Raw genomic sequence first — 25,495 nt, 5'->3', positions numbered from 1 at the left:
ACCTCACAAAAATAAATATTGGAAAACTAAAATTATCGTATACACGGATAATGTAATAATAATCATATAGCCAATCACAAATTTAGTTCTGAAGTATGCAAATAGCATTAAAGAACTTTTAATATCTAACATTGGTCCGTATACTAGAAATGCCAGTAGAGACCCTGTAGAAAATGTATGTGCAAAAGAAGAGGCCACAAACGCATCCGCTTCTGAACATAGAGATAAAATAAATCCAAGACCCATCATTACTAGAGGGGCTACTATATCGTTTGCCCCAAGACTAACCAAAATCTCTCTATCGAAAAATGTCTGAAATAGACTAGCTAAAATTGTTCCGAAAATTAAGTATTTCCCCATATCGAAAAATTCATCGCTTGCATTAAACATTAATATTTTTAATTTTGAGCTTTTCTTTTCGTTTACCCAAACTGAATCATTCAAAAATTCATTTTTTGTCCATTTTAATTGATTGTTATTACGGTAAAAGAGATGAATTAAGAAACCAATTAGAATAGCTAATATTAGAGCTAGAAACATTCGGGCATACGCAATACCTGGTGTAGATTGGAATGCATAATAAGTAGATGCAAAAACAATTGGATTTAATATAGGGGATCCAACTATAAAAATAACACCCAAGTGTAATGGCATCCCTTTTTTTATCAATCTTCTTACAACTGGAATAATAGCACATTCACATACTGGAAATAATGCGCTTAATAATGCAACAGGTATAATTGCAATTAAAGGATTTTTGGGAATTAATTTCTGAATAGTATTTTCAGAAACAAAAGTTTGAATTAAAGCTGATGCAAATACACCTAAAAAGACAAAAGGTAATGCTTCTAAAACTATACTTAAAAAAATTGTAGCAGCATTAAGCCAAACCTTAGGAATTTCAAAATGTATTTGTATATAATCTGCAGCTATAAAAGAAAAAACAATTACGCCAAATATTACTGTAATCGCAGTTTCCTTCCATGTTGAAATTCCTTGACCCCTCATGGTTTATCCTCCGAATCTCTAAAAATCTGTAAGTGCCGTAAAAATTTATAGAGGATCTTTAAAATACTCCCTCTAATAAATGTTTAAAATGACTGTTCAAATTTTCATTATGAAGGTCTGTTCCAATCAAAATGATGACGGTTTTTTTATTTTTAGAGAAAGGTACAGGTATAAATTTAACTTTCTTTGATGCAAGTTGAAAACTCAGTAGCTCACTAGAGTTTTCTATTTGAATGTACCCTTTCCCTCTTAGAACGTTGCTTGGAAGTTCTTTAAACCATTTTTCAAAAGTTTTTTTGGGTAATGATGGGATACCCTCCAACTTAAATGCAACCACAGTAGAATGATGATCATGATGATGAGAGTTAATATCTGTTTGAAGCGGATTGATAGAGAATAACTGAAACCTCTTATCAAAAAGTATTTTCGGGTCGACTATACCATTTGTACAAGGTATTATTTCTTTGTCTTTTCCGGCTATTTCTTCTATTTTGTTTATAACTTTCTCAAGTTGTTTAAAGTGGATCAGGTCTGTTTTGTTTAAGAGTAAGAGACTTCCACAAATAATCTGTTCTTTCATTAAGTTCCTGACTTCTGCTGAACTCGTAAAATAACTTTGATACTCCAAATAATTACTGGCATCAAGTACCGTTATAGTAGACATGATTTCAAACTGATCTATATATGGATTACTTAACAGGACTTCTTGTATTTCCAGTGGGTTTGCCACACCGGTTCCTTCAATGAATAAAACGTCCAAGGAACTTCTGTTCATTTCTTCTATTAACATATTCATTGTTTCTTTTAAATCATCTTGAATGGTACAGCAAATACAACCATCTAAGAGTTCAAATACTTTTCTGCCTTCAAACAAATGTCCCTCTACGTTTTCGCTGCCTAATTCGTTTAGTATAATCCCAGGTTTTTGCCCTTTGTCTTTACAATGTTCTAGCATTTTCAGCAATACAGTGGTCTTTCCACTTCCAAGAAATCCACCTAAAATGTAAACAGGAATTTTAGTAGGGGTTCCCATTAAACCTCTCCCTTCCTTGTTAAAGCATCTTATCTTGTAATTGTTAATTATATGCTTTTATCCTGTGTTGCATTAGTATTTACATACTGACTGAAATTTTCAGTTATAATTTGTATAGAATTAGAAAAATGTAAAGTCTCTAATATAATTTATATTATTATCTTTGTGAACTTATGTACTGAGATTACTAAATTTTTTAAACACATCGATGTTTTATAAATATCTACTTTCAAAATTGCAAGGTAGTCATTGTTATTCTTATAATAAATTCATATTTACTTTTTTTCTCTTTCACTAAACTTTCCATATCAGTAAGTGAAGAAGTAGGAATTTCTGTACGAAGAATTCACAATTCATTCGAGTAGAATTTATAATATTAAATTGTATACTGTTGTCATTCTAAGTTTAAATCTATAGATAAAGAAAAGGAGGGGAGTAAATTGTCGGGAAAACATAGGATTATATTTCATTTAGACATGAATAGCTTTTATGCATCAGTCGAACAAGCACATGACCCCTCGTTAAAAGGGAAAGCAATTGCAATTGCAGGTAATCCTAAAGAGAGAAGGGGAATACTAGTTACATGCTCTTATGAAGCAAGGGCTAGAGGTGTGTATACAACAATGTCCGTGTGGGAGGCTAAACGAAAATGTCCTGAACTGATATTATTACCTCCAAATTTTGAACGTTACCGAATCGCTTCTAAAGCAATATATCATATAATAAATGCACATATTAAAAATGCACATATTTAAAAATAATACAATCAGATAACTGAATTTTGCTAAAGTACTATTGGTTTTAACAATAGTACTTTTTTTATTTTTTATTTGATGAGGTTTAAGCTAATTATGGAAATTAATGAGTATATTTCTGAACGTTTTGTCTAATAATAGTAATAATTATTTTAGATAATAGTTAGGTGGATCAAGTTTTGAATGACAATATAATTGAAATTGGGAACACATCTAAATATGAATTTGCATTTATAAGTGTGTGGTCTCCTTCAAATTTATTTAAAAATGGAGAGAGGCAAAAAAAACAACAGGCAGTAATTGTACTTCGAAATAAAGAGAAAAAAGTTCATGTTGTTCATCCTTTTGCAAATTTTATTAATCATTGGAAATGGGCATACAATTCTTATAATACGCAGAAAAAACATGCAGGAAATATAACTCAATTTCTAAACTTTGTATTGGCGCGTAAACATTATTATAAAATTAAAAGCTTTAAAGAATTGAGTAATAATATGGCCATTGATTATTTAAATATGTTAAATGTTAAGGAATTGAAGAGATCAACAATAGTAGATTATAGAAGAACTATCATAGAATTTTATAGGTGGATGGAGGAAAATGATCTTATTAAAAATGTTAAAATACCGACTGAAGAAATGAACGCAAACAATACCTTTAATGTTATTTTACCGGAGAAAGAAAAGCTAAATAAGCTTCATAATTTGCCAATAAATTATATACCATTATTTTTAGAAATTGCACAGAGTATTGCTCATCCTATAGCTCTAGGAATTTACATGCAGATATTTGGTGGGGTAAGATGCGGTGAAGCAGTAAATATAGTTAGAACTTCGATAAAAAGAAGTATTGATGGGAAAAGTATGACAATACATTTAAAAGAAAATAATTTCCGAACAGATTTAAAGGATTTAATGGGAAGTAACTACGTGAAAAAGAATAGAAAGCAATTAATATTGCCTGTGAATAACTGGGGGAATGAATTATATAATAATCATATTAAAAGCTATTCAGAGCAAGATATTGATAATACAGGAGCATTATTTATTAATAGAGATGGAAGACCAATGTCAGGGAGTTCATACAGTTATTATTTTAGAAAAGTAAAGAATGCTTTTATCCGTTTTTTAGAAGAATCTGACGAGGTTAATGATAGGATACTCGCTTTAAATTTAAGGAATTCTAATTGGTTAACTCATATTGGTCGTGGTACATTTACCAACCTAATCGCAGAAGAAATTGAAAATCCAGCCGAACTTATGTTTTTAAGAGGTGACTCAAGCTTAGAGTCTGCTTTGCCATACTTGACGAAAACTGAAAGAGTACGTTCGAAAGTCGAAGAAAAGATGAATGAAATGCAGTCTATATACATTCCTAAAACACTTAATAATAACACTAATTTAACATAATTAATATTTTTTAACGGAGGAAAAAATGGATGAGATAAATAGTACAAATGAAGAATTTAACACACAACAAAACCGTGGGAAATTTATGAGTATTTCTGAATTATCTAAGTTATACAACATACCTAAATTCCAATTTTATAGATGGCTAAATAAAGGTTCTTTAAAAGCGGAGAAAACACCTAGCAATAATTGGGTTATTCTTGAAGAAGATTTTAATAAATTTATACTCAGACTATCTGATAAGAAAGATCTTGAGAATTTAACGAAATTATCTTTAATATATGGTGTATCATATAACAAATTAAAAAAGTTGATTAATGAGAATGTTTTTAAGTCTGCTCAGAAGATTAATAATATCTGGTATATAGAAGTAAAGGAAATTGAGGTATATTTTGAGTCTGGTGCTGAAAATCTTGTGTCACTTTCGGAAATGACTCAAATACTGCAGTTGCCTTTAGATTATTTGCAATTTTTCGCTTTAATGGGCGAGTTTAAATCTGCTATCCTCATGAAAAGACAATGGAAAGTTAGTTTTAAAGAGGTAAAGGACTACTTTAATAATTATGAAATCTATAATAATGGAAATGAAATTGATTTCACTACAAAAGAATTTAGTGAGTTATTAAATATTTCTGATAAAAAATTAAGATATTATATTGAAAAAAATTATATACCTGGTGTATATCGAATACATAATTCAATATATTTCAAAAGGAAACATGCAAATAAATATCTGGAGTTTATAGAGTATTTGAAGATTAATTATTGTACTGCTATAGTTGCAGCTGAAATAGTTAATACGACAAATGAAAGACTTTATATATTAATAAAAGAAGGATTTTTTCCTAACTCAATAAAGTTTTTAAATAAATGGTACATACAAAAAAATGATATTGAGAAATTTAATAACCCATCTAAAAATGAAAGTGATAGATTATTTACTTTAGAGGAAGTCTCTGAGTTAGTAGGGAAATCTTATAAATCAATACAATCATTAGTCCAAGAAAATGTATTTTCCGAAGTAGAATTAATAAGAGGGAGAAAGTACTTACGACAAAGCGTAATAGATCAATATTTATCAGACCAAGTAGAAAGTAAAGCTAGGTATGAGGGGCTTATTACAGTTAAAGAGGCCTCTGATATTAGTAATTTAACACCTCACTTAATATCAAGAAGAATTAACAATTGAATGTAGTATAGATGTATGGACACATCTTGGTTAAGTCAATAAAATTGAACTAACGAAAGGTCGTGTCTGTATTATGAGTCAAAAACGTTATAACCAAGAATTTAAACAAACAGTAGTGGAGCTTCACAGCTCAGGTACCCCGGTCAGCCAACTATCTAGCGAATATGGTGTTTCAGAAGTAACTATCTATAAATGGATTAAACAACTCTCTACAATCGAAGGGACAAAGGAATTAACTGTATCCGATGTAGAAATGATTCAAAAAGAAAACCTACGGTTAAAACAGGAACTTGAAATCCTAAAAAAGGCTATGACCATATTCGCGAGAAAATAGAGGATGAAGAACTGATCGACTACATTACAAATGAAAGCGGGCATCATCCAGTACAAGTGATGTGTCGCATTTTAAAGATGCCTAAAAGTACCTATTATCAATCATTTCATAAGAAACCGAACAGCTACCACGTGGCCAATGAGGCAATATTGGATCGTATAATAGCCATTCATAAAGTAAGTAAAGGTATCTATGGCGCCCCCAAAATACATCGAGTACTTTTAAAAGAAGGCTATTCTTGCAGTATAAAAAGAGTCCAACGTCTGATGAAACAAGCAGGCATCCAGTCAAACATTGTGAAGAAATACCGTCCAGCAAGCACACAGGCACTAGTAGAAGAACGAGAAAATGTGTTGAAGCAAGATTTTACAACAACCACAATCAATGAAAAATGGGTGGCAGATATCACGTATATCCATACGCTTCGAGATGGCTGGTGTTATCTAGCGTCTGTCCTCGATTTGCATTCAAAGAAAATAGTAGGCTACAAGTTTTCCCGTACGATGACCACAGAAATCGTGTTGGATGCTTTAAAATGTGCCGTCGAATTCCAAAATCCTTCACCGGGATTGATCATGCATACGGATCTGGGTACTCAATATACAAGTGAGGCATTTCAAGAACAGTTAAAAAAATATGGAATGATTGCATCATTCAGTCGTAAAGGATGCCCTTATGACAATGCATGCATCGAGTCCTTTCATGCGACACTCAAAAAAGAAGAAGTCTATCAAAAACGATATGAATACTTTGAGAATGCGAGAATCTCGCTATTTCAATATATAGAAGGTTGGTATAATCGCAAACGAATTCATGGAAGCATCGGCTTTGTAACGCCAGAGGCGTATGAAATAATGTGTCGCGCAGCAGCCTGAGTCTTAGGGGTAAAAGCCAATCCCCCCTCCACATTTTTCAGGCACAACATCCATGGGTTAATCTCTCCACGTCCCGAGTAGATTGTCAAAGGCTCTTTTCACTTTGACGATTTACTTGGGATGTGGAACACTTCCTGAATGGTGGTTGTGCAGAAAAAAACTTAATCTTTTTGTGTCCAGAATCTTGACGTAGATCCAAATGGTGTTTTTAAGACAGCCAAAAAAATTAATTATATTTGGTATATTAACCGAGCAGAAATTGAAGATTTATTGAATTCGGGATATTTTAAAAATGATGCTATTGACAAAGCATTTATTAGTTTAATTGACTTAAATAAAAAACTAAAAAAAATTAATCCTAATTTTACAGGTTATATAAATAAAGAATCGTTTGAAGAAACTTTTTTTAAACGTTCAAGGCATTATATAAGAACTGAAGTAGCAGAAAATATAATAAATGCCGAAAAAAATATTATGAGTAATGAATATATTACTTTAAAAAAATTCAAAGAAATAATTGCAAATATTAATCCTGAATTCAATGGAACTATATCAGTAGGAATTTTTAAAACTGCCAAAAAAATCAATAAGAGATGGCACATTAAGAAAAATGAAATAGATGAAATTCTAACAAAGCCAATATTCTCTAGTAGTTTTAGTGAGAAATATCTCAGTCTTATCCAAGCAGAAGAAAAGTATCATTTAACTAATAATAAACTGTTTACACTTATAAAAAATAATGAGGTTTTATATACAAATTTAGGAATAATTAATAAATTCTTTATAGAAGATGCAAGCTTAGAATTGTACTTAGAAAATGAAAAAAACAAAAAAGTGAATTTTACTAAAATGGACTTGTTTGAAAAACTCTGCACTAATATAAATGCAATATCATTAAATAATACTTATTTTTCTGGTAATAGAAAATTATTTTTAGAATTTAGTCTAATTAAGATTCAAGCCACCAAAGGTCAACCTAAAAATTGGAATTTGGTTTATTCCAGATTAAATAGAATTTTTTTAGATATAATTTCAAAAATTAAAATAAAAATGATTGATTGTAAATCAGAAGATATGCTAAGTATGCTTCAAAATTATAAAGGAGGGAGAAGTTTACACGATTTGGCATTTAAATTTTTGCAATATGTTTATAATAAATATAATAAAATACTAGAAAATAAAATGAGAGTAAATTTTAAACCGGAGTTTAAAAAATTTGGAATAGATGATATATATACACCACAAGAATATTATATTTGGCAGGATTACTTAAACCAAATAGAAAAACATGTCCCCATTGCAATAAAATCAAGAGAATACTCTAATATTTGGGTATATCTGATTATGCTAATGTCTAATTCATGGAGACCATCCGATATTGTAAGGATAATCCCTAGGATAGAAACAAAGAACCTAAATATTTTAAGCCTTGATTGGTTTATAGATAATCAACTTTCCAATGAGCAAATAAAAGAAGTTGTGGATCAATTAAATATGTTACTCATTGGTGAAAAAGCGAGTAAAACTGAGGGATTTCTAAATTATATAACGCCCATATTTTATCTAAATTCTTTCATAACAGCAATAGTTATTTCTGAGTTACATTTAAGGAATAAAAAAGAAAGTAAGCTAACTCAAAAGAATTTTCAACTAAGTAGTTTGTATATTGGAGAAACAAATCTAACTATAGGATTAGTATCAGTTCTTGACACAGAACATAAAAAATTTATTTCACATGATGAACTTCCTTATTTTAGTGCTACAAAAATGAGAAGTAGTACAATTACTTATCTTTTTAACTACATTCAAGATGTAGACTCTGAAGCCATGGAATTAGCAGTTGATATGACCCAGTGGTTGAGAGCCCATAAATCAGCAAATACTACTGCAATATACATTAAAGCAATCAACAAAGACGGTGATATTAACAGAATATCATTGAATTTATTTGAAAGAGGTCATTTTGGATGGATGTATAATTTTATAATAAGGTTAGCATTTAATGAGTCTAAAGAAATTCATACTTTAGAAGAAAGAACAATTAAAATTTCTAAATTGAAAAATAAGCTATCGACATTAGAACTTGAATTACTAGCAATGGAAGATTTACGTACAGATAATCGATTTAAATCAGCTATAAAGCATTTGCAGAATATGAATCAATCAGATTTAAAGTGGCTATTACAAAATATTTTTTCAAATAGAATGCCTTCTAAAGATGGAAATGGTCAATGTATAGTATACAAAAATTGCGAATTTGAAAATAGAACAACTTGTTTTGGATGTCCTTACTTTATTCCGCACATTCAATCCCTTATTTCTGATGCAACAACTGAATTTAAAAGATTAATAGGCGCTATCCGAAATCAAAGATCAACAAATCTTATTATAAGAGATAGTCAATTCTTAATGAATATTCTATTTTTGTTTGCTGAGGTGGTTGAAAGTTTTGGTGCTTCAGTTTTAGACACCATAATAAACGAAAAAGAAAGAAAAGAGTTAATTATTTCTGTTGCTGATAAATTAATTGTAAATTAAAAAGGGGATGCTGATATTAAATCTAATAAATTTCAAATTGAGCGAAGTCATGTAATTATTACTGATAAAAAATTTTCTATAGAAGAACTACCAGATTATAGAAAGAAACTACAGGTTTTAATTAGTGAAAAAATACTTGAAAAACATACTAATATTGATTTATTTTATTGGAAAGTGAATGATAGAACTACTAATAATAAAAGAGGACTAAAATTTCCTGTTCTTGCTTCAAGAGAAATGGAAATAGCACTTAAATGTCATATTATAGAATTTTTATATAACGGTTATGCACCAGCTACAGTAGCAGATAAATTAAGTAAAATTAGAAAAGAAATTGTAGCATCTAAATCATTTACAGATCTTGAAGAGCTGCAAATAAATTTATTTAATAGTAAATCTAGTTATTTAATTGCTTATTATATAAAAGAATTTATTGATTTTTATCAAATAGATGCCAAAAAAGAAATTATTAACATCTTGAAATTATATAAAAATAGTGTTTATGAAAATAGAAAGTTACCAGATTATTTACATTTTATTATGTTTCATGAAATACTTAATGATTATTTTAATCAACAATTTCAAGATTCAGGTACGCTAAAATATAAACCGTTATTATTATGGTGGAATTTAACTACGATACTTCCAATGCGACCCTCTGCATTTACTCGACTAGAAAGTGATTGCGTTTATCAAACTAAGGATAGTAGGTATTGGATAAAAATCCCACAAATTAAAGATGTAAAAAGTAATAGGATTGAGAAATTGCCAATTCACATGGAGATTAATAAAGTAGTTTATGAAATGATAATTTCTCTTCGAAATGAAATATATAAGGAATTTGGAGAACAAATGTTTTTAATACCTAAAGAGTTTACCATTTATATTGGAAAACAGTTTAAATCGAAAATGGTTGCTAGCGTAGAGAATCGTTTAACTACCAAACAATTTGCAGAATATGTAATACAATTTCAAGAAGAAGTAATAAAAAAAGAATATGTAGAATTTAAATTAGAAACAATTCTGCCAATTCATTCTAGACATATTGCTATTATTAATTTGTTTTTACAAGGATTCAATTTATACACTATATCGAGAATCGCTGGTCACAAGGAAATAGAGACACCTTCTAATTATTATGCACACGCTGAAAGCTTTGTTACTTCAAATATCTATGTGCTCGTTAATAATCAAATTTCAAACAATATTTCTAATCGAATATCTACCGGTCTCATGGGAAATAAGAGGAAAGCAATAGATAAGGGGAAATTATACACTGAATATGAGGCTAGCTTATTATTCAAAAAAGTAGACTATGGTTATTGTGGTGATACTGTAAATTTCCCAAATAATTGTTGTGAAGATTGTAGGTCTTGTGGACATTTTATTTTTAAGCCATCAATTAATGATTTGGATGAAGGTATAGAATGGCTACAAAATTATTCTGAAAAACTTTCAACCCGAATATCACAAATTATAAAAGAAATATTAGAAATAAATTCCAAAATTACTATAGATGAAATAGATGCTTTTGATTCAGTTTTAAAAAAGAATGCTAAAATATTACAAATGTTAATAGATCATAAAATTTCAGTAGAAGTCAAAATATTAGAGGGAAATCCTAATGGACCAATTACCAAATAAAAAGCCAGGACCTAATCTGAAATTTAGTGATTTTGAGATGAAGGAAATTGCATTGAGGTTAAAAAATGAGAATGGAGATAAACCTTTAACTTTTGTTTATTTAGAGGAACATTCTAATTTAAACATAAGTAGGATTACTTGGAAACGAAGAATTGGAAAGTTTGTTGATGAATTGAATGCACCAATTAAACGAAGTATTAGGCTTGAAGATACAGAAGAAATCTTCTTTCCAAACATTGAATCAATTGTAAATCGCTATTCAAATAAGCAACATTTAATTAATGAATTGCATAAATTTGAACAGATTTTTCAGGATTCTTATCAAATGAATATAAAGAATACTCTAGAAATAGATAAAATTAAACAAGAAAATAGGCTATTGAAAAATCGATTAAAAGAGACTGTCCAACAAGTAGAACATTATAAAAATCTATACGAAAAAATAGTAGTTTCAAGTATTGAACCTGCATTAAGAAAAGCATTTGGTACTAAAGATAACCTTATTAAAATAAATGGAAATGATTTAGAAATGAGGCAATTCGATAAACAATTTACGGATGATGAAACTTCCAGTAAAATAAATGAATTAAAAAAGAAATTCCCAGGCTTATTTCTATAAAAGTAACTAACTTCATTTCCTTCTTGTTTCATATGTTTCTACGGAATTACTAGGAGTATAACCAGTTATTATATCTCCGCAACACTTTTCTAAGTGAAAGCAGGATTGACTCCCGCCGTCTCCACATATAATAACTAAGTTAGAAAATACGTTTTTGTGTGACTTAAAGCATAAAGATGTCAGATTACATCTTTATGCTTTATTATTTAGTTGACAATATTATGCTTTAGAAAGTAAAGTGAGTTTTTTAAAACTTGTGCTCTCAAATGTTTTAAGTATATTTAAAGCCCGTAAAATTAAGTGTGGCACTGCTATAGTGGCTTTATTTTAGAAAACTTTATAGTTAATTCTATTGCGACTTTAAGTATATCTTTGCCATAGTGGCAAGGGTATACTTAATTTTGTTTTAGGGACTCTGGAAGGAAAGGATTAACGTTTGTTTTGTTGAATTTATTATACTAATAGATCAAAATACAAAAAAATTGATTGTAGTAAGACCTATAAATAGGTAGTCAGAAACCATTTGTTAGAGGAGTTTGTGAAATGTTTCACTTAAACTAACGCAGCAGTTTAGTTGAATAAGCAGGGTTTTTTTATGGGGTGTCGAATTAGTATCTAGTAAAGCAAAAGAGGAGGGTCAGCATGAAAAATAATTATAAAAAGTTATTGATATACTTATCTTCAATCGGGGTCATTCTTATTATTTCTTTTGGTATTTATGAATATTCAACCCACTTTTCAACTCGGGATGAAGCAATTGCGGAATATATAACAACAGTGTTCGATAATGATTCTACACAGTTAATAGATGTAGTTGAAACAGATATTTCTAATACTTATTATTTGTTATTAAGAACAAAAGGTTCAGCTGTTATTAATACGACATCAAACGTGAAAATCCAAAATAACATATTTGGTTGGAAAGTTACTGCTGGATATGAAATAGCAAATGCAGATTTAGGTAAACATCTAATAGATAGAGAAACTAACACACGAAAATAATTTGTAACACTAATTGTTAAATACATATTGTGCTAACGGGTGCTTTACTTCGAGATGGAGTAAAGCCTTTTTTCTTATTGAACTAAAGACGCAGTTTAGTTGAATAAGAAGGATTTTTTGCGACTGTGTTGAATAAGTTAATGTATGTAATAAGTAAATTATCGAACTATAGGGGCTTTTCTTTAAGTTTTGGGGTGGCACTTATTGAAAGGATGTTGAAAATAAGACATTATGGAGGGGTAGATTTTACTAAGATTAATAAGAGGTTTTTACCGCTATTTATTTATATTTCTTTGATAACAATACTTCTTTTAACATTGAAGACCAACTTCAATTTTACTGGTTATAATTATTACTTGGATGAAGAAACGATGATGCTAACGATTGAAGAGGGTTTCGTAAAAAAAGAAACGTACAATGTTCAAGATTCTCCAATCCAAGCTATAAAAGTAATGTTACCAATTAACAAAGCACATGACATGTGGGGACTTACTATCTTTTTATCCTCGCTTTTTATTACTGGCATTTTTTTATTATTTTTTAAACCTTCGATACCAAGAAAAAATTTGAAATTGTATGGCACAGTATATTTTATATTTCTTTCCATCTTTATTATTTGGGATATTTACGTACACAAAGAAATTATTAAGGAAATATCAAATGCTCTAAATAGTTTATAAAGATAGAATGACCTTTATTTTTCAAAGTGGGCTTCCTTATTTTGTTAAGTAACGGATGCTTTAGTTAAACAAGACCATCAAAAAAATGATGGTCTATTTTTATGTAGAAAGTGAAATGTTACACTTAAACTAATGCAGCAGAATAATGAAGGAAGGAGAATTTTATGAAGAGTAAAAGAATTTTATTGTCGGCGATAACAATTTCTGTTGCCTTTTTGATTGTTTTTATAATTTATAATTCTTTTTCGTCTGTGTTAACTGTAACTGATTTTACTGTCACTGAAAAAGGGTATTCTAACGATAACAATGAAGCATGGATAAAGGGATTTAACCCCAATGCCCCAGTGGGACATCAAGAAGAGATTAAAGTAATTGTTAGGGAACCAATGGTAATGAACTTAATTCAGAAAGATAAGACATACTTCGTAAGATACATGATAAAAAGAAATGGTTTAATTTCTCTTAGTGATATTGAAACTATTAAGAATCACAAATAAGCTTAGTTATTCAACTCCCATGAAAATTAAAATCTTCGATTTATAGAAAAAGGCAATACGAAATCGGACGCAGCTCAATAATTTTTTAAAAAGTGCAGCGCCTAAATGAGAATTAAATTATGGGTTGGACTAGGAGGCATTTGGTTCAGTGATTGTAACGTTGTAACCTAAGTTTTCAAGTCTTCGAACAGAATATCGTACAATCGATTGTTCTTTTTGTTTGTCAAAGTAATCTTCCCCTAAGTCTACGTACATTTCTTTGCGTGTTAGGAGATAATAGCAGATTCTTAAAATGGCATGAGCGACTGATATCCCTGCACGCTTTTTACCCTTTCTTGATGCAGTACGCCTATACAGGGCTCCCAAGTAGGTTTTGGATCCTCTAACAGAATGAGCCGCTTCAATTAATGCCGATTTCAAGTACTTGTTTCCTTTTTTCATGTTGGTTGATTTCCTCTTGCCCGCACTTTCATTATGTCCAGGTACTATTCCTGCCCAGGAACATAAGTGCGCTGAACTGGGAAATTGCTTCTCCACATCTGTACCGACTTCGGCTAAGATTTGTTCAGCCATTCGAGTGGCGATGCCAGGAATGGAATCCAATCGTTCTATATCTTCTTGATGGGATGATAACCTAGTAGCCACCTCTTCGTTTAATAGCTCAATCTGCTCAGTTAGAAATTCTATATGGACCAGAATGGTTTTCAACATGAGACGTTGATGTGGATTGATATACCCTCGAAGAGCTAGTTCTAGTTCACTCTTTTTCTTCTTCATTGATCGGCGGGCAAAGCTGGCTAATTTCTTAGGATCATTTTCGCCATCGGCGATAGCACGAAGCATATCAAGCGACGAAACACCCATGATGTCGGAGACAACGGAACCGAGTTTGATATTCGCTCCTTCTAAAACCTTTTGAATCCGATTATGTTGTCTCGCACGCTCTTCAATAATACTTCGACGGTATCGAACTAACTCTCTTAATTCCCGCTGATTTCGGTCTGGAATAAAACTTGCTTTAAGTAGACCGTGACGAAGAAGTTTGGCAATCCATTCTGCATCTTTTACATCGGTCTTACGACCTGGTACTGCTTTCATATGTTGAGCGTTCACTACTAAAAACTCAATGCTCTCGGCTTCTAGCAAGTTAACAATAGGCTTCCAAAATACACCTGTACTTTCCATTGCTACGTGAGTACAATCATGCTCCTTAATCCAGTCAATTAACTGTAATAGAAATACAGTTTTAGTGGAAAACGTTTGAATCTCCTTTCCTTTTGGGGTAATAATACAAGCAGTAATGGAATCCTTATGGACATCCATTCCACAAGCACGTTCAATGATTACTTCCATTGTAATCATCCTTTCTACGGCAAATAGTATTGGAGGCTGGTGCAATAACCAGAGTAGGATTAATCTCCCATGAGTGCTTCCCGTAAGGGAGCGACAGTCTGTGATGCACCGTGGTCGTTGGAGTCAGACTAACGGATGGGCTCTATGGCACCATAGTTCATCGACCTTCTTCGCCAGCCATACGAATCTATACCCGTTCTGAACCAATTTTCATCCTCTGTGGTGCAGCGTTTTTTTTGCTGCATGGATGGCTAACGGGGCAGTTAGTTGAAGAACGAGCTGGGTATTTGCGGTATATTAGGGGGGGAGTTAAATGCTAAAGAAGTCATCTTTATTGGGGCTAGTTGCTGCAATTATTTCCATTGTTTTATGGATGTTATTAAACTTCTTTAATCCTTATTCGAATGGAACAAGTAATGATACAACATTAATTACTTTATTTATGTTAGTTTTACCTGCAACTTTGGCAATAATCTCTTCTTTTACAGCAAGAAAATCATTAATGCTTATTGCCTTCATATGGTCTTTACCAATAAGTCTATACATGCTAATGACTCCAGGAATTTTTCTTTTGTTTGGAATCACCAGTTTCTGTTATTTATTAAGTTATATCCTTATGTGGAAAAAACAAGGGTTATGGAATAAAGGGTAACTAAATTGTGTTTTCTAAGCCTTCTTCAACTAACGGGTGCTTTACTTCAAGAAAAAGCCTTTTTCTTATTGAACTAAAGAAGCAGTTTAGTTCAACAACTAGTAAGTCTTATTCTGAAACGTAATTAATTATGAACTTCCAATTCTTTTTGTTTTTAAGAAATATATTTATTTGGATTTTTTAAATTAAAGATTGAAAAGGAGGAAGAATAGTTGAGCCAAAACAAACGAGATAAAATCCAAATGCAAAAAAAGTTCAAGGTTTATATAGAAAGAAGAAAAAACAGCTTAGGAAAGATATGGACCATATGAATGAATATAGTGATATGGATGATTTGGTTGATAACAAAATCGCTATAATCATTTTACGTATTTGTGTTGTATTAGCGATTATACTTCTTGTACTGGATGCATTTATTAAAGATTTTTAGATTGTTTTACTGGGGAAATTTTGAGCGTAGAAAATTGCGAAAAAATGTACTTAAACTAACGTCGTGATTTAGTTAAACAAGTGGCTGCCTGTAAGGGTAGCTTTAACTTATTGAACTAACGAAGCAGGTTAGTGGAAGAAGGAGTTATCATGCAGCAGGTTAGTGGAAAGGGTTAAGCAAAAGATAAATAAGGGGTGGGTATGGAATGGCAAAAGAAATTATTAAAGTTGATTTCACTCAGGAAACATATGATACAAGTAAAATGGATACGTGGACTAAAGAACAGTGGAAGACATGGGTTGGGGAACCAGAGGACCATAGAGGAATTCAAATACCGTTGATTAATGACAATAATTTTTATTTAAAAATAATGGGGATTTATTACGACGAAGAAACAGGAAACATGTTTTTTGGTTTTGATACACAAAACAAACTTGAACGAGACATAAATATTCAATTCAGCAGATGGGAAATTGATGAAAGTATTTATAATTTATCCCATGAAAATCCCCAATATATGGAGAAACATTCTGTAGTAAGAGGTTTTCAAAAGTTTGTAAAGCGTACTCATTTGGAAAGTTGGGATACGATAACAATTGAAATAAGTATCCTCGATGCAGAAACTAATTTAAGCATTAGAGAATTAGAATTTATAATAAAAAAGCGTTTCATCCAGGTTTTTTAGTAAAGTGTAATTCAACTAACGGTGTGCTTTAGCAAAATATGGCCATCATTTCGATGGTCTATTTTTATGTCTAAAATATTAAGTTGATCTCAGATATGCAATGTGAAATGTTACACTTAAACTAAAGCAGCAGTTTAGTTGAACAAGTTACCAGGTAACTTGTTGAAACGAATGCTAATTCATCATCGTCTAATTTATATAAAGAAAGTGGGATGATATTGAAAAAACATAGTTTAATTGTGTCTTTAATACTTTTATCAATAGGATTATTGGGCTGTCAACAAAACAATAACGAAAAGGTTGCTAACGAACTGCCTGCTACTCAACCCTTAGAAACAAAAGCCGAGGTCATAGAAGGTGATTTTGTATATCGACTTGTGACAGAAAAAGCAGAATACGGTAAGAATGAACCTATAAAAATTTATGCGGAATTAGAATATACAGGGGATAAAGAAGAAGTTGAAATTTTTCATTCAGCATCGCCATTCTCTTTTCCAATGGTTGAGACTACGAGAAATTATGAAATTGGATACGGTATGAATGAACCGTTATTAAGCACGAAACTAATTAAAGGGGAACCACTTCGTGAAGAATATAGGGGAAGTGGCGGGTACGGTTCAGAGGATAATAAAGAATATATAGATTTTATGAGGCGAATTATGAATCATGAATTTCCAGAAGGACATTATGTTGTAAATGGCAGTGCAGACTTTTATGTTATAGCTAACAAGGAAACTGAACAAGAGAAAAAATATAATATAAAAGCACAGGTTGAATTTAGGGTCAAAAAATAGGAATTAGATAATTGACTTTTTTCACTAACGGGTGCTTTACTTCAATAAGGAGTAAAGCACCCGTTAGTTCAAGTAATACAGCAGGTTGTATAACAAAGTTATTGTACATAAAAGGGGGAGAATGGTTGATTAAAAGGAAAGCTATAACTTTTTTCTTTGCGACAATTTTATCGATTACTTTCATCTTAATTTTTATTTTCGGCGAATGGGAAAAACCATTTGAATTGATACCTATGATTGGAATTTATAGCTTACTATTTTCACCGATTATATTAATTTATGGTGTTCCTGTAACTTTTTTATCTGATTATTTATCCAAACGATTCAAAGGATTTAAAAGAGTGATTTTAGCACTAATAATTCATTTATTTTTTGGTATGTCTTTTGCATTTGTCTATGGAATAATCTTTGAATCAAGTGATTTCTTTTCAAACTTTAATAACTATTGGGTAGGAGAAGGAGAACTAAATTTTATTGCTGGAATTATGACTTCATTTTTCTTTTGGGCGGTGGATGAAGCCCTAAGACGTATCCGACCCGAATAAAAAATTTTCTTATTCAACTAATGGGTGCGTTAGTCAAAATAGAGCAACGTCATTATGAAGTGCACCCCAATTGTTAGACACAATCTAACAATTGGAGGTGTATTTTTTTATGTCTAAATTTACATTTGAAGAAAAATTATTTGCAGTACAGAGCTATTTGAACAACGAAGGTGGATATAAGACAATTGCCAAACAAATTGGCACGGTTCAATCAACAGTAGTTAAGTGGGTGATGCTCTACAAGCAACATGGGATAGATGGGCTTATGAAAAGCTATACAAATTATAGTGCAGAGTTTAAACTAAACGTACTAAATTATATGAACGAACATAGGACGTCTTTGTATGAAACTGCTGCCATTTTTAAAATCCTTTCTCCTTATACGATTACAAAATGGAAAAACACACTCGAAAAAGCTGGAGTAGACGCCCTAGAATCAAAAACAAAGGGGCGTCCATCTATGAAAAAAGAAACAAAGAAAGCAACACCAACTGAAGGGTCATTTGAAGCATTACAAGCAGAAAACGAGCGTTTACGCATGGAGAATGCCTATTTAAAAAAGCTGAACGCCTTAGTTCAGGAAAAGGATGCACTACAACGAAAGACAAAGCGCAAGTAGTGTATGAACTAAGGGAAGAATTCGCTGTTAAAAAGCTAATCAAAGTTGCGGGGATAGCACGTAGTACCTACTATTACTGGATAAATACCTTTGGGCGTGGAGATAAGTATGAGGAAGTAAAATCAGTTATCTCTTCGATTTTCCACGAACATAAAGGTAGATACGGATACCGTCGTATTACATTCGAACTGCGCAATCGTGGATATCAAATCAATCACAAAACGGTTCTTCGCTTAATGAAGCAGCTTGGTTTAAAATGCCTTGTGCGCATGAAGAAATATCGTTCGTACAAAGGGCCTGTCGGAAAAATTGCGCCTAATATCTTAAAGCGTGATTTTGTAGCAACGAAGCCGAACGAGAAATGGGTAACGGATGTGACTGAATTTCATTTATTTGGTGAAAAACTCTATCTCTCGCCCATACTTGATTTATTCAATGGCGAAATTATTGCATATAACCTAGAGTCACGACCAGTATATCCACTCGTTTCGAAGATGTTAGACCAAGCTTTGATGCGTTTATACGATGGAGACGCTCCAATTCTCCACTCAGATCAAGGATGGCATTACCAAATGAAACAGTATTCTAAAAGTTTAAAAGCACATGGGATCACGCAAAGTATGTCCCGTAAGGGAAATTGTCTTGATAATGCGGTAATTGAAAACTTCTTTGGGTTACTAAAATCCGAATTACTTTACCTACAAGAGTTTGAAAGTATGGCTCACTTCAAGCAAGAGCTTGAACAATATATTGATTACTATAATCACAAACGAATCAAGACAAAATTAAAAGGTCTGAGCCCGGTACAATACCGGACTCAGACCATAGAAGCGGCTTAACTAAATAAAGTGTCTAACTTTTCGGGTTCACTTCATTATGACGTTGCTCCTTTATATTTAAAAGTATTTCTGATAATACTCTTTCCTTAACCTTCCGCTTAATTGAGCGTAGATCCTAGTTGTTTCACTTTTCTCATGCCCCATAAGACTTTGTATGACTTCAATAGGAGCTCCATTATTCATCAAATGAGTTGCGTAACTGTGTCTAAGTTGGTGTGGGTGAATCTCTTTATTAATTTCCGCACGATTGGAGATCCGCTTGATGATATATCTCATTTGGGCGACGCTCATTTTATGTGGCTGTCTGGAAGTTACAAAGATTGCTGGATTATGGTCATTACGGCTTTCCATATAGCGTTTAAGCCATATATCACAACGTGTATTAAAATAAACTTCCCTTTCCTTATCGCCCTTACCTCTCACGATGGCGGATTGATTGGACCAATTAATATGATTCTTTTCTAAGGAAACTATTTCGCCAATTCGACAACCGGTAGAAAACATGAATTCAAAAATTGCTTTTTCTATTGGGGAATGACAGGATTCACGAAGGTGTTCAATCTCCCGTTCGGTTAAATACTTAGGTATCCGCTTCCCTACTTTGGGTTCTTTAATCTTGGAAGTTGGATTCTTACTAAGAAGGCCTTCTTCATGGGACCAACGAAAAAATGATTTCATAAAGCGAATACGATGTGCAAGACTGGCTGGTTTTAAATGCTTACAGGATATAGCAAGATATTCCTTTAGTTGATTTGTATCCAGCAATGCCATCTCTACATCTTTAAAATAACCAATTAGTAAAGAAGACTGTAACTGGTAGGCTTTCAATGTTTGTGGCGAAAAGCCCTCTATTCGCTTATCAGCTTCAAACGAAGCCCATGCTTTTGACAGTAACAATCCGATTCCCCCTAAAATAGTAATATTAAAAGGATTATTGCCAACTTAATAGAATTATAGACATAAGGAGTGTTTTTACTAACGAAGCAGTTTAGTTCAATAAGCAATATAGATTTTCACTTATTATAAATGGAAAATTTATATAAAATTGGAACATCTATTTGTTTCAAACGTATTAAAGTAAAGCAGAAGATTGAAAGGAAAGTAATTCATAAAAAAGGAGGTATAGAAGATGGACTTATTACTCTGGATAACTACTGGTTTCATGCTAATCGGATTTGTTGTTCTCGTTTCTATGAAAAAAGGTATGGAAAGAAAGGTCGCTTTTATAAAAGCAAATGTGGAAGACGAGGAAAATTTATCAAAAGCTAAATCTGTAATTTGGTGGATATGTGGTGCCACTGCTTGGGGAGTAGGGGCTATATCTCTTGTTGGTTGGTGGTTTCATGGATAACTGTCGGTTTCGAATGTACTTAAAGTAACGGTGTGCTTTACTTCAAGAAGGAGTAAAGCCTTTTTCTTATTGAACTAAAGACGCAGTTTAGTTTAAGTGTGTTGTATAATAAATGGATATCTTTAGTTTGAAAATCACATGTTGGTACAGGGAGGATTGTATGTGGAGTTTTAGCACTTATAAAGACAAACGTTACTGGATACTTTTGATTACAGCTATAATTATCTTGGTCTTGTTCGCTGTTTTTACCCCTGATTATATTCTTGAAAAAACTTACTTTGTACCATTTTCAATGCTTATATTTATAGTTTTATTCTGGTCGACATACCATCTTTGGAAGTATTTTGGTGATAAAAAGAAGAGGAATAATACGAATGACAGTTGCGATTTGTAACTTGCTTGTTCAAGTAACGGGTGCTTTAGCAGAACAAGGCTGACAGTAGACAACCTTGTTTCTTATTGAACTAACGAAGCAGGCTAGTTTAATAATAATAGATAATGTGGGAAGAATAAGGAGTAAACATAAATATGGGGTGAATCATGATGGTTAAGCGATATTTAGTCTTATTAGGATTTTTATTTATTGTCTTTACTCTAACGCAAGTTGTTGTTAAATCAGAAACCAATTCAGTAGAAGAAGGGATGTATGTCACAACAGAGGACATCATTTTGGACATTGTATTCCCAGTTATTGATAAAAGAGTTATAAAGGAGTATGGACAGAATACCCTTTTTTACTGGGAATGGAAAGGGATTGTTGATATAGCTTACAATGACAATCATTCCTACGATGTTACTGTAAAAATTGAAATCCCTTCGAAAAAACTTGATGATGCTAAAGAAGATTTAGTTAAGGTTAGGATATTCCCTTCATGTGATAGTGGCAAGATTAATAAGCAGAAATGTAATCACGAGTTCAAAATTGAAATATTAGATTACAAACATTTATCTCAATAAAAATTATTACCATTATTTCAACTAACGGGTGCTTTACTTCAAGAAGGAGTAAAGCCTTTTTTCTTATTGAAAATAACAAAACATTGCGTTCAATAATGGGGCATTTCTGCAAAAGGCAGGAATGCCCTTATATTAAATTATAAGAAATTTTAAAGTTTCAAAGTATCATAAAATAGAAAAAGAAGAGCTTAAGAAAATTCAAGTGAAATTGTTGGAGATTTTGGAATCAATAATTGACGAGCTTAAGTTTAAAATGATGTCTTAAAAGAAATAGGAAAGTCACGAGCATTTATTAAGTATTTCTCTGACATATTTATTAATAAGATTGTCGAAAAAAATAAAGAAGTGGAGGCTAGAAATCGAGAGAAAATGCTTCAACACAGTAAAGAATTAATAAAAGAAACTATTATTCACCTTCACTCTAATGGGATATATCCAGGTATTAAACCAGTAGAAAGGCATGTAGATTTATTCTTGATAAAAAAATACTTGAATTTAGGAGAAATGCTCTAAAAGAATTGAATATTGAAAAGAAGATGTTTCCCAAGTAATGGATGATTTGAATATATTACTCTGTATTTAATATTCTAATTCTATATCTTACTAGGTTTTAGAGGATAATTATTCAAGGAATTCATATGTTGCTGTGAAAGTTTAGTTAAAAGTGTATTAAAGCAAATAAATGTTAGAAGTTAGAATATAAAACAAAAGAATGTAAGGAGTTAAATATTCTAACGTATTTTCTTTATCCACCCTCAAAAGGAATTAGATTATAGCTAATGATTATAAAGAATTGGTTTAATAAACGTTGTTATTAATGACTTTATTATCATGACATACTTATGATTTAATTTATAACAATGTTATGGTTTAAGTCACATTTTGTGACGTAAAGCATAAAATTTCCGTTTGGAAACTTTATGCTTGAATTAAGGTGCGACTTTAAGCATAAAGTTGTCATTATGACATAAATACTTGAGTGTCAAACATTTGCTTAAATAAACGTAGGAAGTTTATGCCTTATAACTCATGGGTGTTTGATGAATGATTTATATTATACAATTTTATTATAGTGCCAAAAAAAGAGATTTTAAATCTTAATAAAAACAATGTAGAAGTAAAGATAGAAAGTGCCCATCAATATTAGGGGTACTTTATAACAAAGTTGTATACATAAAAATCGACTTCAAGGGATTCATTTCTCCAGAAGGCGATTTTAATTATTCATAAACTTTTTAAAAATCATGTAGTAAAATTTTAGATACATACCAGTCTTTTATGCTAAATGAATCCTATTCAATGTTCAACAATCTGTAATTCTTTTTAGGGTATGTCATAATATTCAATACCCTCTGTATCTAGAGCCATAATAGGTTCATCTTTCGCCACTGTATACGTTTGAAAGCCAAAACGTTCATAGAAATTAATAAGTCGTTTAATCTGACTGTTTCTAACTGTTTTATCATCAGAAGCTTCATCATTCGGAGGAGCTGGCTTTAACACAATGTAATCTACACTTAAAATTTTTGCTAATTTTAATAACTCATTTAAAGCAGCATTCCCATGTCCTTTAGATCGATAGTTGGAATCTATGTTTATTTCTTCAATAGTCAAAAGTTTCTTATTAAGTTCTAGGCTTGGTAAATGTTTTGTTGCATTACTAATTAAGTAATATTGACTACCAGAAATACCATCTGCGGTGTCACATAAATCAGTTAACCTCGAGTTATAAATATTTAACCTTATTGTTCCAATTTCTTTTTCTGTTTCGTCTGTTTCTAAAACAATTGATGAAAAGCCTTCTACTACAGCAAACTCAACATCGACAGTTAAGTAGTTACGCAATACGACACTTTCGAAACCCACACTATAACCCCCCTAAAATTTTTTCTTACTGCCATTAATTGTACACTATATAGAAAACAAAAAAAGCCTGTGTATTTTGGATAGGTTCGCTGTTTTAAAAAATTATCAACATTTACTAATAATCCCTAGATATGCCCAGTAACGGAATGATTTGTATAAAATAATTCACAATTTATAACCCACCTATTTTTAGGAAGACAGAATTTCCGTTTTCTACCGAAAATAACCGAAATACCGACTGAAAGTAATCTATAATGATATCCTTCTATATATTTTTCAGCCCCGATATGCAATCCTACTGCAGTTGCTACAGCAATCGCTAAACCAAAAAAATATATTAAACCTGTTATATTGTAAATAGTAATCGTTACGATTATAATAAAAAAGCAATTTAATACACTAAAGGAGTAAGAAAATGAACAAAAAAATACTTACCACTATGTTGTTTATGTTTTCTTTACTTTTCCTAACTGCTTGCAGTAAAGAAGAAGTGGGGACTATTAATGAAGAAGGAGAACTTAAAGTCTATACAACGATTTATCCGTTTCAATACTTTACAGAAAGAATAGGAGGGGAATACGTTGCAGTAGAAAATCTCATCCCTCCTGGGTCAGATGCCCATTCCGTAGAAATTACTATGAAAAATATGACGAATGTAGCAGAAAGTAAAGCATTCATATATTCTGGAACTGCACTAGAAGGATTTGCAAATGCAGTAATTGATGCTGTAAAGGATGAAGATGTTAAGATTGTTAATGCTACTGAAGGTATTGACTTTATAAATGGAGTGGAAGACACAGATTCGGAAGAAGAAGACACAGAAGAGCATGAAAACGAAGAAGAACATGCTGAACACAGTGAGGGCATAAGCATAGATCCACATGTTTGGTTAGATCCGAATCGTTCAATTACGATTGCTAATAATATTAAGAATGCTTTAAATGAAATTAGTCCAGATAATACAGATGCATTTGAGGAGAACTTTAATTCTTTGAAACAGGATTTAGAAATGTTAGATGAAAATTTTAAAACTATGGTGGCCAATGCGGATAGTAATACATTTCTTGTATCTCATTCAGCCTATGGCTACTGGGAAGAAGCATTTGGATTACAACAAATAGGGATAAGTGGATTATCACCTACTGATGAACCCTCTCATAAGGAATTAATTGAGATAATTGCGCTAGTTAATGAACAAAAGCTACAATATATATATTTTGAACCTAATCTTACGAACAAAGTAGCAGTTTCTGTCCAAAGAGAAACAGGATTAAATGCACTAACTTTAAATAATCTTGAATCAATTTCTGAGGAAAATATAAAAAATAACGAAGACTATTTTACGATTATGAAAGATAATATAGAGGCACTTGAACAAGGTTTGATACAACAATAAGTATGTTTTGAAATGAAAAAGAGGACAGCAATTCCTTTTGCTGTCCTTTATTTCCGTAACAATAAATAAAATCTTCTAATATAAAATATCTATTCGTACTTCTGCCTTCTTCTGCATTAAAGTCGTTATGTAGCCTCCTTTAAATTCATTAAATTCTTCAAACGAACCGAGCCAATTACTTTATATAATGATTTCAAATGAAAAAAAGTCGTTTAGTAATCTAATATTATTGAGTCTGCATAGTTTCTTCATATTTTTCAAGTATTATTAGTCTATGTATGAAAGGATGGGAGCTTATTACGAATAAGATTTCCATATGCTACGTGTACATCGCATTTGCAGAAGCTTTCATGACAATTTCTTCAAGGTTGCTGTTTAAATTATTTGGATTTAGTTTGTAGTAATTTTAATGCGCCGATTAACAT

Annotated in this window: 24 protein-coding genes and 1 pseudogene; 20 read left to right on the top strand and 5 right to left on the bottom strand. The window is 31.5% G+C overall.

The features are described from left to right. Window positions 1-3 precede the first annotated feature (3 nt). Complete coding sequence (locus MKY29_RS10620) at window positions 4-1,008, bottom strand: permease (RefSeq protein ID WP_340879731.1); 1,005 nt, start codon at window positions 1,006-1,008, stop codon at window positions 4-6. Window positions 1,009-1,066: 58 nt separating this feature from the next. Further along, window positions 1,067-2,041 (bottom strand): CobW family GTP-binding protein, encoded by a 975-nt coding sequence (locus MKY29_RS10615; protein ID WP_340879730.1) that lies wholly within the window; start codon window positions 2,039-2,041, stop codon window positions 1,067-1,069. Between the two features lie 476 nt (window positions 2,042-2,517). On the opposite strand from MKY29_RS10615, the pseudogene MKY29_RS10610 reads away from it, so the two are divergent. From MKY29_RS10610 to MKY29_RS10565, 10 genes and pseudogenes are all read left to right on the top strand, one after another. Continuing rightward, window positions 2,518-2,775 (top strand): annotated as a pseudogene (locus MKY29_RS10610) (Y-family DNA polymerase); the annotation flags it as partial. A 200-nt stretch (window positions 2,776-2,975) separates the two neighbouring features. Further along, complete coding sequence (locus MKY29_RS10605) at window positions 2,976-4,205, top strand: phage integrase N-terminal SAM-like domain-containing protein (protein WP_241599571.1); 1,230 nt, start codon at window positions 2,976-2,978, stop codon at window positions 4,203-4,205. Window positions 4,206-4,230: 25 nt separating this feature from the next. After that, window positions 4,231-5,394, top strand: coding sequence for a helix-turn-helix domain-containing protein (locus tag MKY29_RS10600; protein ID WP_340879729.1), 1,164 nt, complete (start codon window positions 4,231-4,233; stop codon window positions 5,392-5,394). A gap of 73 nt (window positions 5,395-5,467) precedes the next feature. Next, a protein-coding gene (locus MKY29_RS10595; RefSeq protein WP_340879647.1) for an IS3 family transposase occupies window positions 5,468-6,603 on the top strand; the annotation gives its coding sequence in 2 pieces (ribosomal slippage) (window positions 5,468-5,693 and window positions 5,693-6,603; 1,137 coding nt in all). Between the two features lie 270 nt (window positions 6,604-6,873). Beyond that, window positions 6,874-9,141, top strand: coding sequence for a hypothetical protein (locus MKY29_RS10590; RefSeq protein ID WP_340879728.1), 2,268 nt, complete (start codon window positions 6,874-6,876; stop codon window positions 9,139-9,141). A gap of 174 nt (window positions 9,142-9,315) precedes the next feature. Continuing rightward, window positions 9,316-10,785, top strand: coding sequence for a tyrosine-type recombinase/integrase (locus MKY29_RS10585; protein WP_340879727.1), 1,470 nt, complete (start codon window positions 9,316-9,318; stop codon window positions 10,783-10,785). Continuing rightward, window positions 10,766-11,404 carry a hypothetical protein gene (locus tag MKY29_RS10580; protein WP_340879726.1) on the top strand — a complete coding sequence of 213 codons (639 nt, stop codon included), beginning with the start codon at window positions 10,766-10,768 and terminating at the stop codon, window positions 11,402-11,404. The genes MKY29_RS10585 and MKY29_RS10580 overlap by 20 nt, the downstream gene beginning before the upstream one ends. 642 nt (window positions 11,405-12,046) lie before the next feature. Continuing rightward, window positions 12,047-12,406 carry a hypothetical protein gene (locus MKY29_RS10575; RefSeq protein ID WP_241599564.1) on the top strand — a complete coding sequence of 120 codons (360 nt, stop codon included), beginning with the start codon at window positions 12,047-12,049 and terminating at the stop codon, window positions 12,404-12,406. A gap of 212 nt (window positions 12,407-12,618) precedes the next feature. Continuing rightward, entirely contained in the window at window positions 12,619-13,086 is a 468-nt protein-coding gene (locus MKY29_RS10570) for a hypothetical protein (RefSeq protein ID WP_241599563.1), read from the top strand. Between the two features lie 164 nt (window positions 13,087-13,250). After that, complete coding sequence (locus MKY29_RS10565; RefSeq protein ID WP_241599562.1) at window positions 13,251-13,583, top strand: hypothetical protein; 333 nt, start codon at window positions 13,251-13,253, stop codon at window positions 13,581-13,583. Between the two features lie 129 nt (window positions 13,584-13,712). On the opposite strand, the gene MKY29_RS10560 is transcribed toward MKY29_RS10565, so the two are convergent. After that, a complete protein-coding gene (locus tag MKY29_RS10560; protein ID WP_340879725.1) occupies window positions 13,713-14,936 on the bottom strand; it encodes an IS110 family transposase in 1,224 nt (407 codons plus the stop codon). Window positions 14,937-15,249: 313 nt separating this feature from the next. Here MKY29_RS10560 and MKY29_RS10555 point away from each other — a divergent pair, with 313 nt between their 5' ends. The 6 genes from MKY29_RS10555 (at window position 15,250) to MKY29_RS10530 (ending at window position 19,500) form a co-directional block, all read left to right on the top strand. Continuing rightward, window positions 15,250-15,588, top strand: coding sequence for a hypothetical protein (locus tag MKY29_RS10555; RefSeq protein ID WP_241599550.1), 339 nt, complete (start codon window positions 15,250-15,252; stop codon window positions 15,586-15,588). A gap of 298 nt (window positions 15,589-15,886) precedes the next feature. Then, window positions 15,887-16,018: a hypothetical protein gene (locus MKY29_RS10550; RefSeq protein WP_276517612.1), complete on the top strand. Its 132-nt coding sequence runs from the start codon at window positions 15,887-15,889 to the stop codon at window positions 16,016-16,018. A 205-nt stretch (window positions 16,019-16,223) separates the two neighbouring features. Further along, a complete protein-coding gene (locus MKY29_RS10545; RefSeq protein ID WP_241599548.1) occupies window positions 16,224-16,703 on the top strand; it encodes a hypothetical protein in 480 nt (159 codons plus the stop codon). 218 nt (window positions 16,704-16,921) lie between these two features. Next, window positions 16,922-17,497 (top strand): hypothetical protein, encoded by a 576-nt coding sequence (locus tag MKY29_RS10540; RefSeq protein WP_241600803.1) that lies wholly within the window; start codon window positions 16,922-16,924, stop codon window positions 17,495-17,497. Window positions 17,498-17,622: 125 nt separating this feature from the next. Further along, window positions 17,623-18,042, top strand: coding sequence for a hypothetical protein (locus tag MKY29_RS10535; protein ID WP_241600799.1), 420 nt, complete (start codon window positions 17,623-17,625; stop codon window positions 18,040-18,042). A 109-nt stretch (window positions 18,043-18,151) separates the two neighbouring features. Next, window positions 18,152-19,500, top strand: a protein-coding gene (locus tag MKY29_RS10530; RefSeq protein WP_340878759.1) for an IS3 family transposase whose coding sequence is annotated in 2 segments (ribosomal slippage) — window positions 18,152-18,605 and window positions 18,605-19,500 — 1,350 coding nt in all. Because the reading frame shifts where the segments join, the coding sequence is not laid out codon by codon here. A 57-nt stretch (window positions 19,501-19,557) separates the two neighbouring features. On the opposite strand, the gene xerA is transcribed toward MKY29_RS10530, so the two are convergent. Continuing rightward, window positions 19,558-20,397, bottom strand: a complete 840-nt coding sequence (xerA, locus tag MKY29_RS10525) for a site-specific tyrosine recombinase/integron integrase (protein ID WP_340879724.1) — start codon at window positions 20,395-20,397, stop codon at window positions 19,558-19,560. Between the two features lie 232 nt (window positions 20,398-20,629). On the opposite strand from xerA, the gene MKY29_RS10520 reads away from it, so the two are divergent. From MKY29_RS10520 to MKY29_RS10510, 3 genes are all read left to right on the top strand, one after another. After that, window positions 20,630-20,851, top strand: coding sequence for a hypothetical protein (locus tag MKY29_RS10520; RefSeq protein WP_241600675.1), 222 nt, complete (start codon window positions 20,630-20,632; stop codon window positions 20,849-20,851). 540 nt (window positions 20,852-21,391) lie between these two features. Beyond that, window positions 21,392-21,808, top strand: a complete 417-nt coding sequence (locus MKY29_RS10515; RefSeq protein ID WP_340879723.1) for a hypothetical protein — start codon at window positions 21,392-21,394, stop codon at window positions 21,806-21,808. Window positions 21,809-22,177: 369 nt separating this feature from the next. Further along, window positions 22,178-22,321 carry a hypothetical protein gene (locus tag MKY29_RS10510; protein ID WP_241600776.1) on the top strand — a complete coding sequence of 48 codons (144 nt, stop codon included), beginning with the start codon at window positions 22,178-22,180 and terminating at the stop codon, window positions 22,319-22,321. Window positions 22,322-23,131: 810 nt separating this feature from the next. Here the strand turns inward: MKY29_RS10510 and MKY29_RS10505 are convergent. Then, window positions 23,132-23,674: a GNAT family N-acetyltransferase gene (locus tag MKY29_RS10505; RefSeq protein WP_241599093.1), complete on the bottom strand. Its 543-nt coding sequence runs from the start codon at window positions 23,672-23,674 to the stop codon at window positions 23,132-23,134. Window positions 23,675-24,089: 415 nt separating this feature from the next. On the opposite strand from MKY29_RS10505, the gene MKY29_RS10500 reads away from it, so the two are divergent. Then, window positions 24,090-25,070, top strand: a complete 981-nt coding sequence (locus tag MKY29_RS10500) for a metal ABC transporter solute-binding protein, Zn/Mn family (protein ID WP_241599095.1) — start codon at window positions 24,090-24,092, stop codon at window positions 25,068-25,070. The last annotated feature ends 425 nt before the right edge of the window (window positions 25,071-25,495 follow it).

The organism is Psychrobacillus sp. FSL K6-2365 (assembly GCF_038003165.1).
GTDB classification, from domain to species: Bacteria; Bacillota; Bacilli; order Bacillales_A; family Planococcaceae; genus Psychrobacillus; species Psychrobacillus psychrodurans.
Note: the sequence above shows the minus strand (reverse complement) of the source record. Positions and strands in the feature narration are given on the sequence as shown.

What these genes read in the sequence shown, in the direction of transcription:
- MKY29_RS10555 (WP_241599550.1), top strand. Translation starts at nt 15,250, where the DNA reads ATGCTAAAGAAGTCATCTTTATTGGGGCTAGTTGCTGCAATTATTTCC.
- MKY29_RS10615 (WP_340879730.1), bottom strand. Translation starts at nt 2,041, where the DNA reads ATGGGAACCCCTACTAAAATTCCTGTTTACATTTTAGGTGGATTTCTT.
- MKY29_RS10620 (WP_340879731.1), bottom strand. Translation starts at nt 1,008, where the DNA reads ATGAGGGGTCAAGGAATTTCAACATGGAAGGAAACTGCGATTACAGTA.
- MKY29_RS10545 (WP_241599548.1), top strand. Translation starts at nt 16,224, where the DNA reads ATGGCAAAAGAAATTATTAAAGTTGATTTCACTCAGGAAACATATGAT.
- MKY29_RS10520 (WP_241600675.1), top strand. Translation starts at nt 20,630, where the DNA reads ATGGACTTATTACTCTGGATAACTACTGGTTTCATGCTAATCGGATTT.
- MKY29_RS10515 (WP_340879723.1), top strand. Translation starts at nt 21,392, where the DNA reads ATGATGGTTAAGCGATATTTAGTCTTATTAGGATTTTTATTTATTGTC.
- MKY29_RS10560 (WP_340879725.1), bottom strand. Translation starts at nt 14,936, where the DNA reads ATGGAAGTAATCATTGAACGTGCTTGTGGAATGGATGTCCATAAGGAT.
- MKY29_RS10580 (WP_340879726.1), top strand. Translation starts at nt 10,766, where the DNA reads ATGGACCAATTACCAAATAAAAAGCCAGGACCTAATCTGAAATTTAGT.
- MKY29_RS10575 (WP_241599564.1), top strand. Translation starts at nt 12,047, where the DNA reads ATGAAAAATAATTATAAAAAGTTATTGATATACTTATCTTCAATCGGG.
- MKY29_RS10570 (WP_241599563.1), top strand. Translation starts at nt 12,619, where the DNA reads ATGTTGAAAATAAGACATTATGGAGGGGTAGATTTTACTAAGATTAAT.
- MKY29_RS10510 (WP_241600776.1), top strand. Translation starts at nt 22,178, where the DNA reads ATGCTTCAACACAGTAAAGAATTAATAAAAGAAACTATTATTCACCTT.
- MKY29_RS10550 (WP_276517612.1), top strand. Translation starts at nt 15,887, where the DNA reads ATGGACCATATGAATGAATATAGTGATATGGATGATTTGGTTGATAAC.
- MKY29_RS10500 (WP_241599095.1), top strand. Translation starts at nt 24,090, where the DNA reads ATGAACAAAAAAATACTTACCACTATGTTGTTTATGTTTTCTTTACTT.
- MKY29_RS10565 (WP_241599562.1), top strand. Translation starts at nt 13,251, where the DNA reads ATGAAGAGTAAAAGAATTTTATTGTCGGCGATAACAATTTCTGTTGCC.
- MKY29_RS10600 (WP_340879729.1), top strand. Translation starts at nt 4,231, where the DNA reads ATGGATGAGATAAATAGTACAAATGAAGAATTTAACACACAACAAAAC.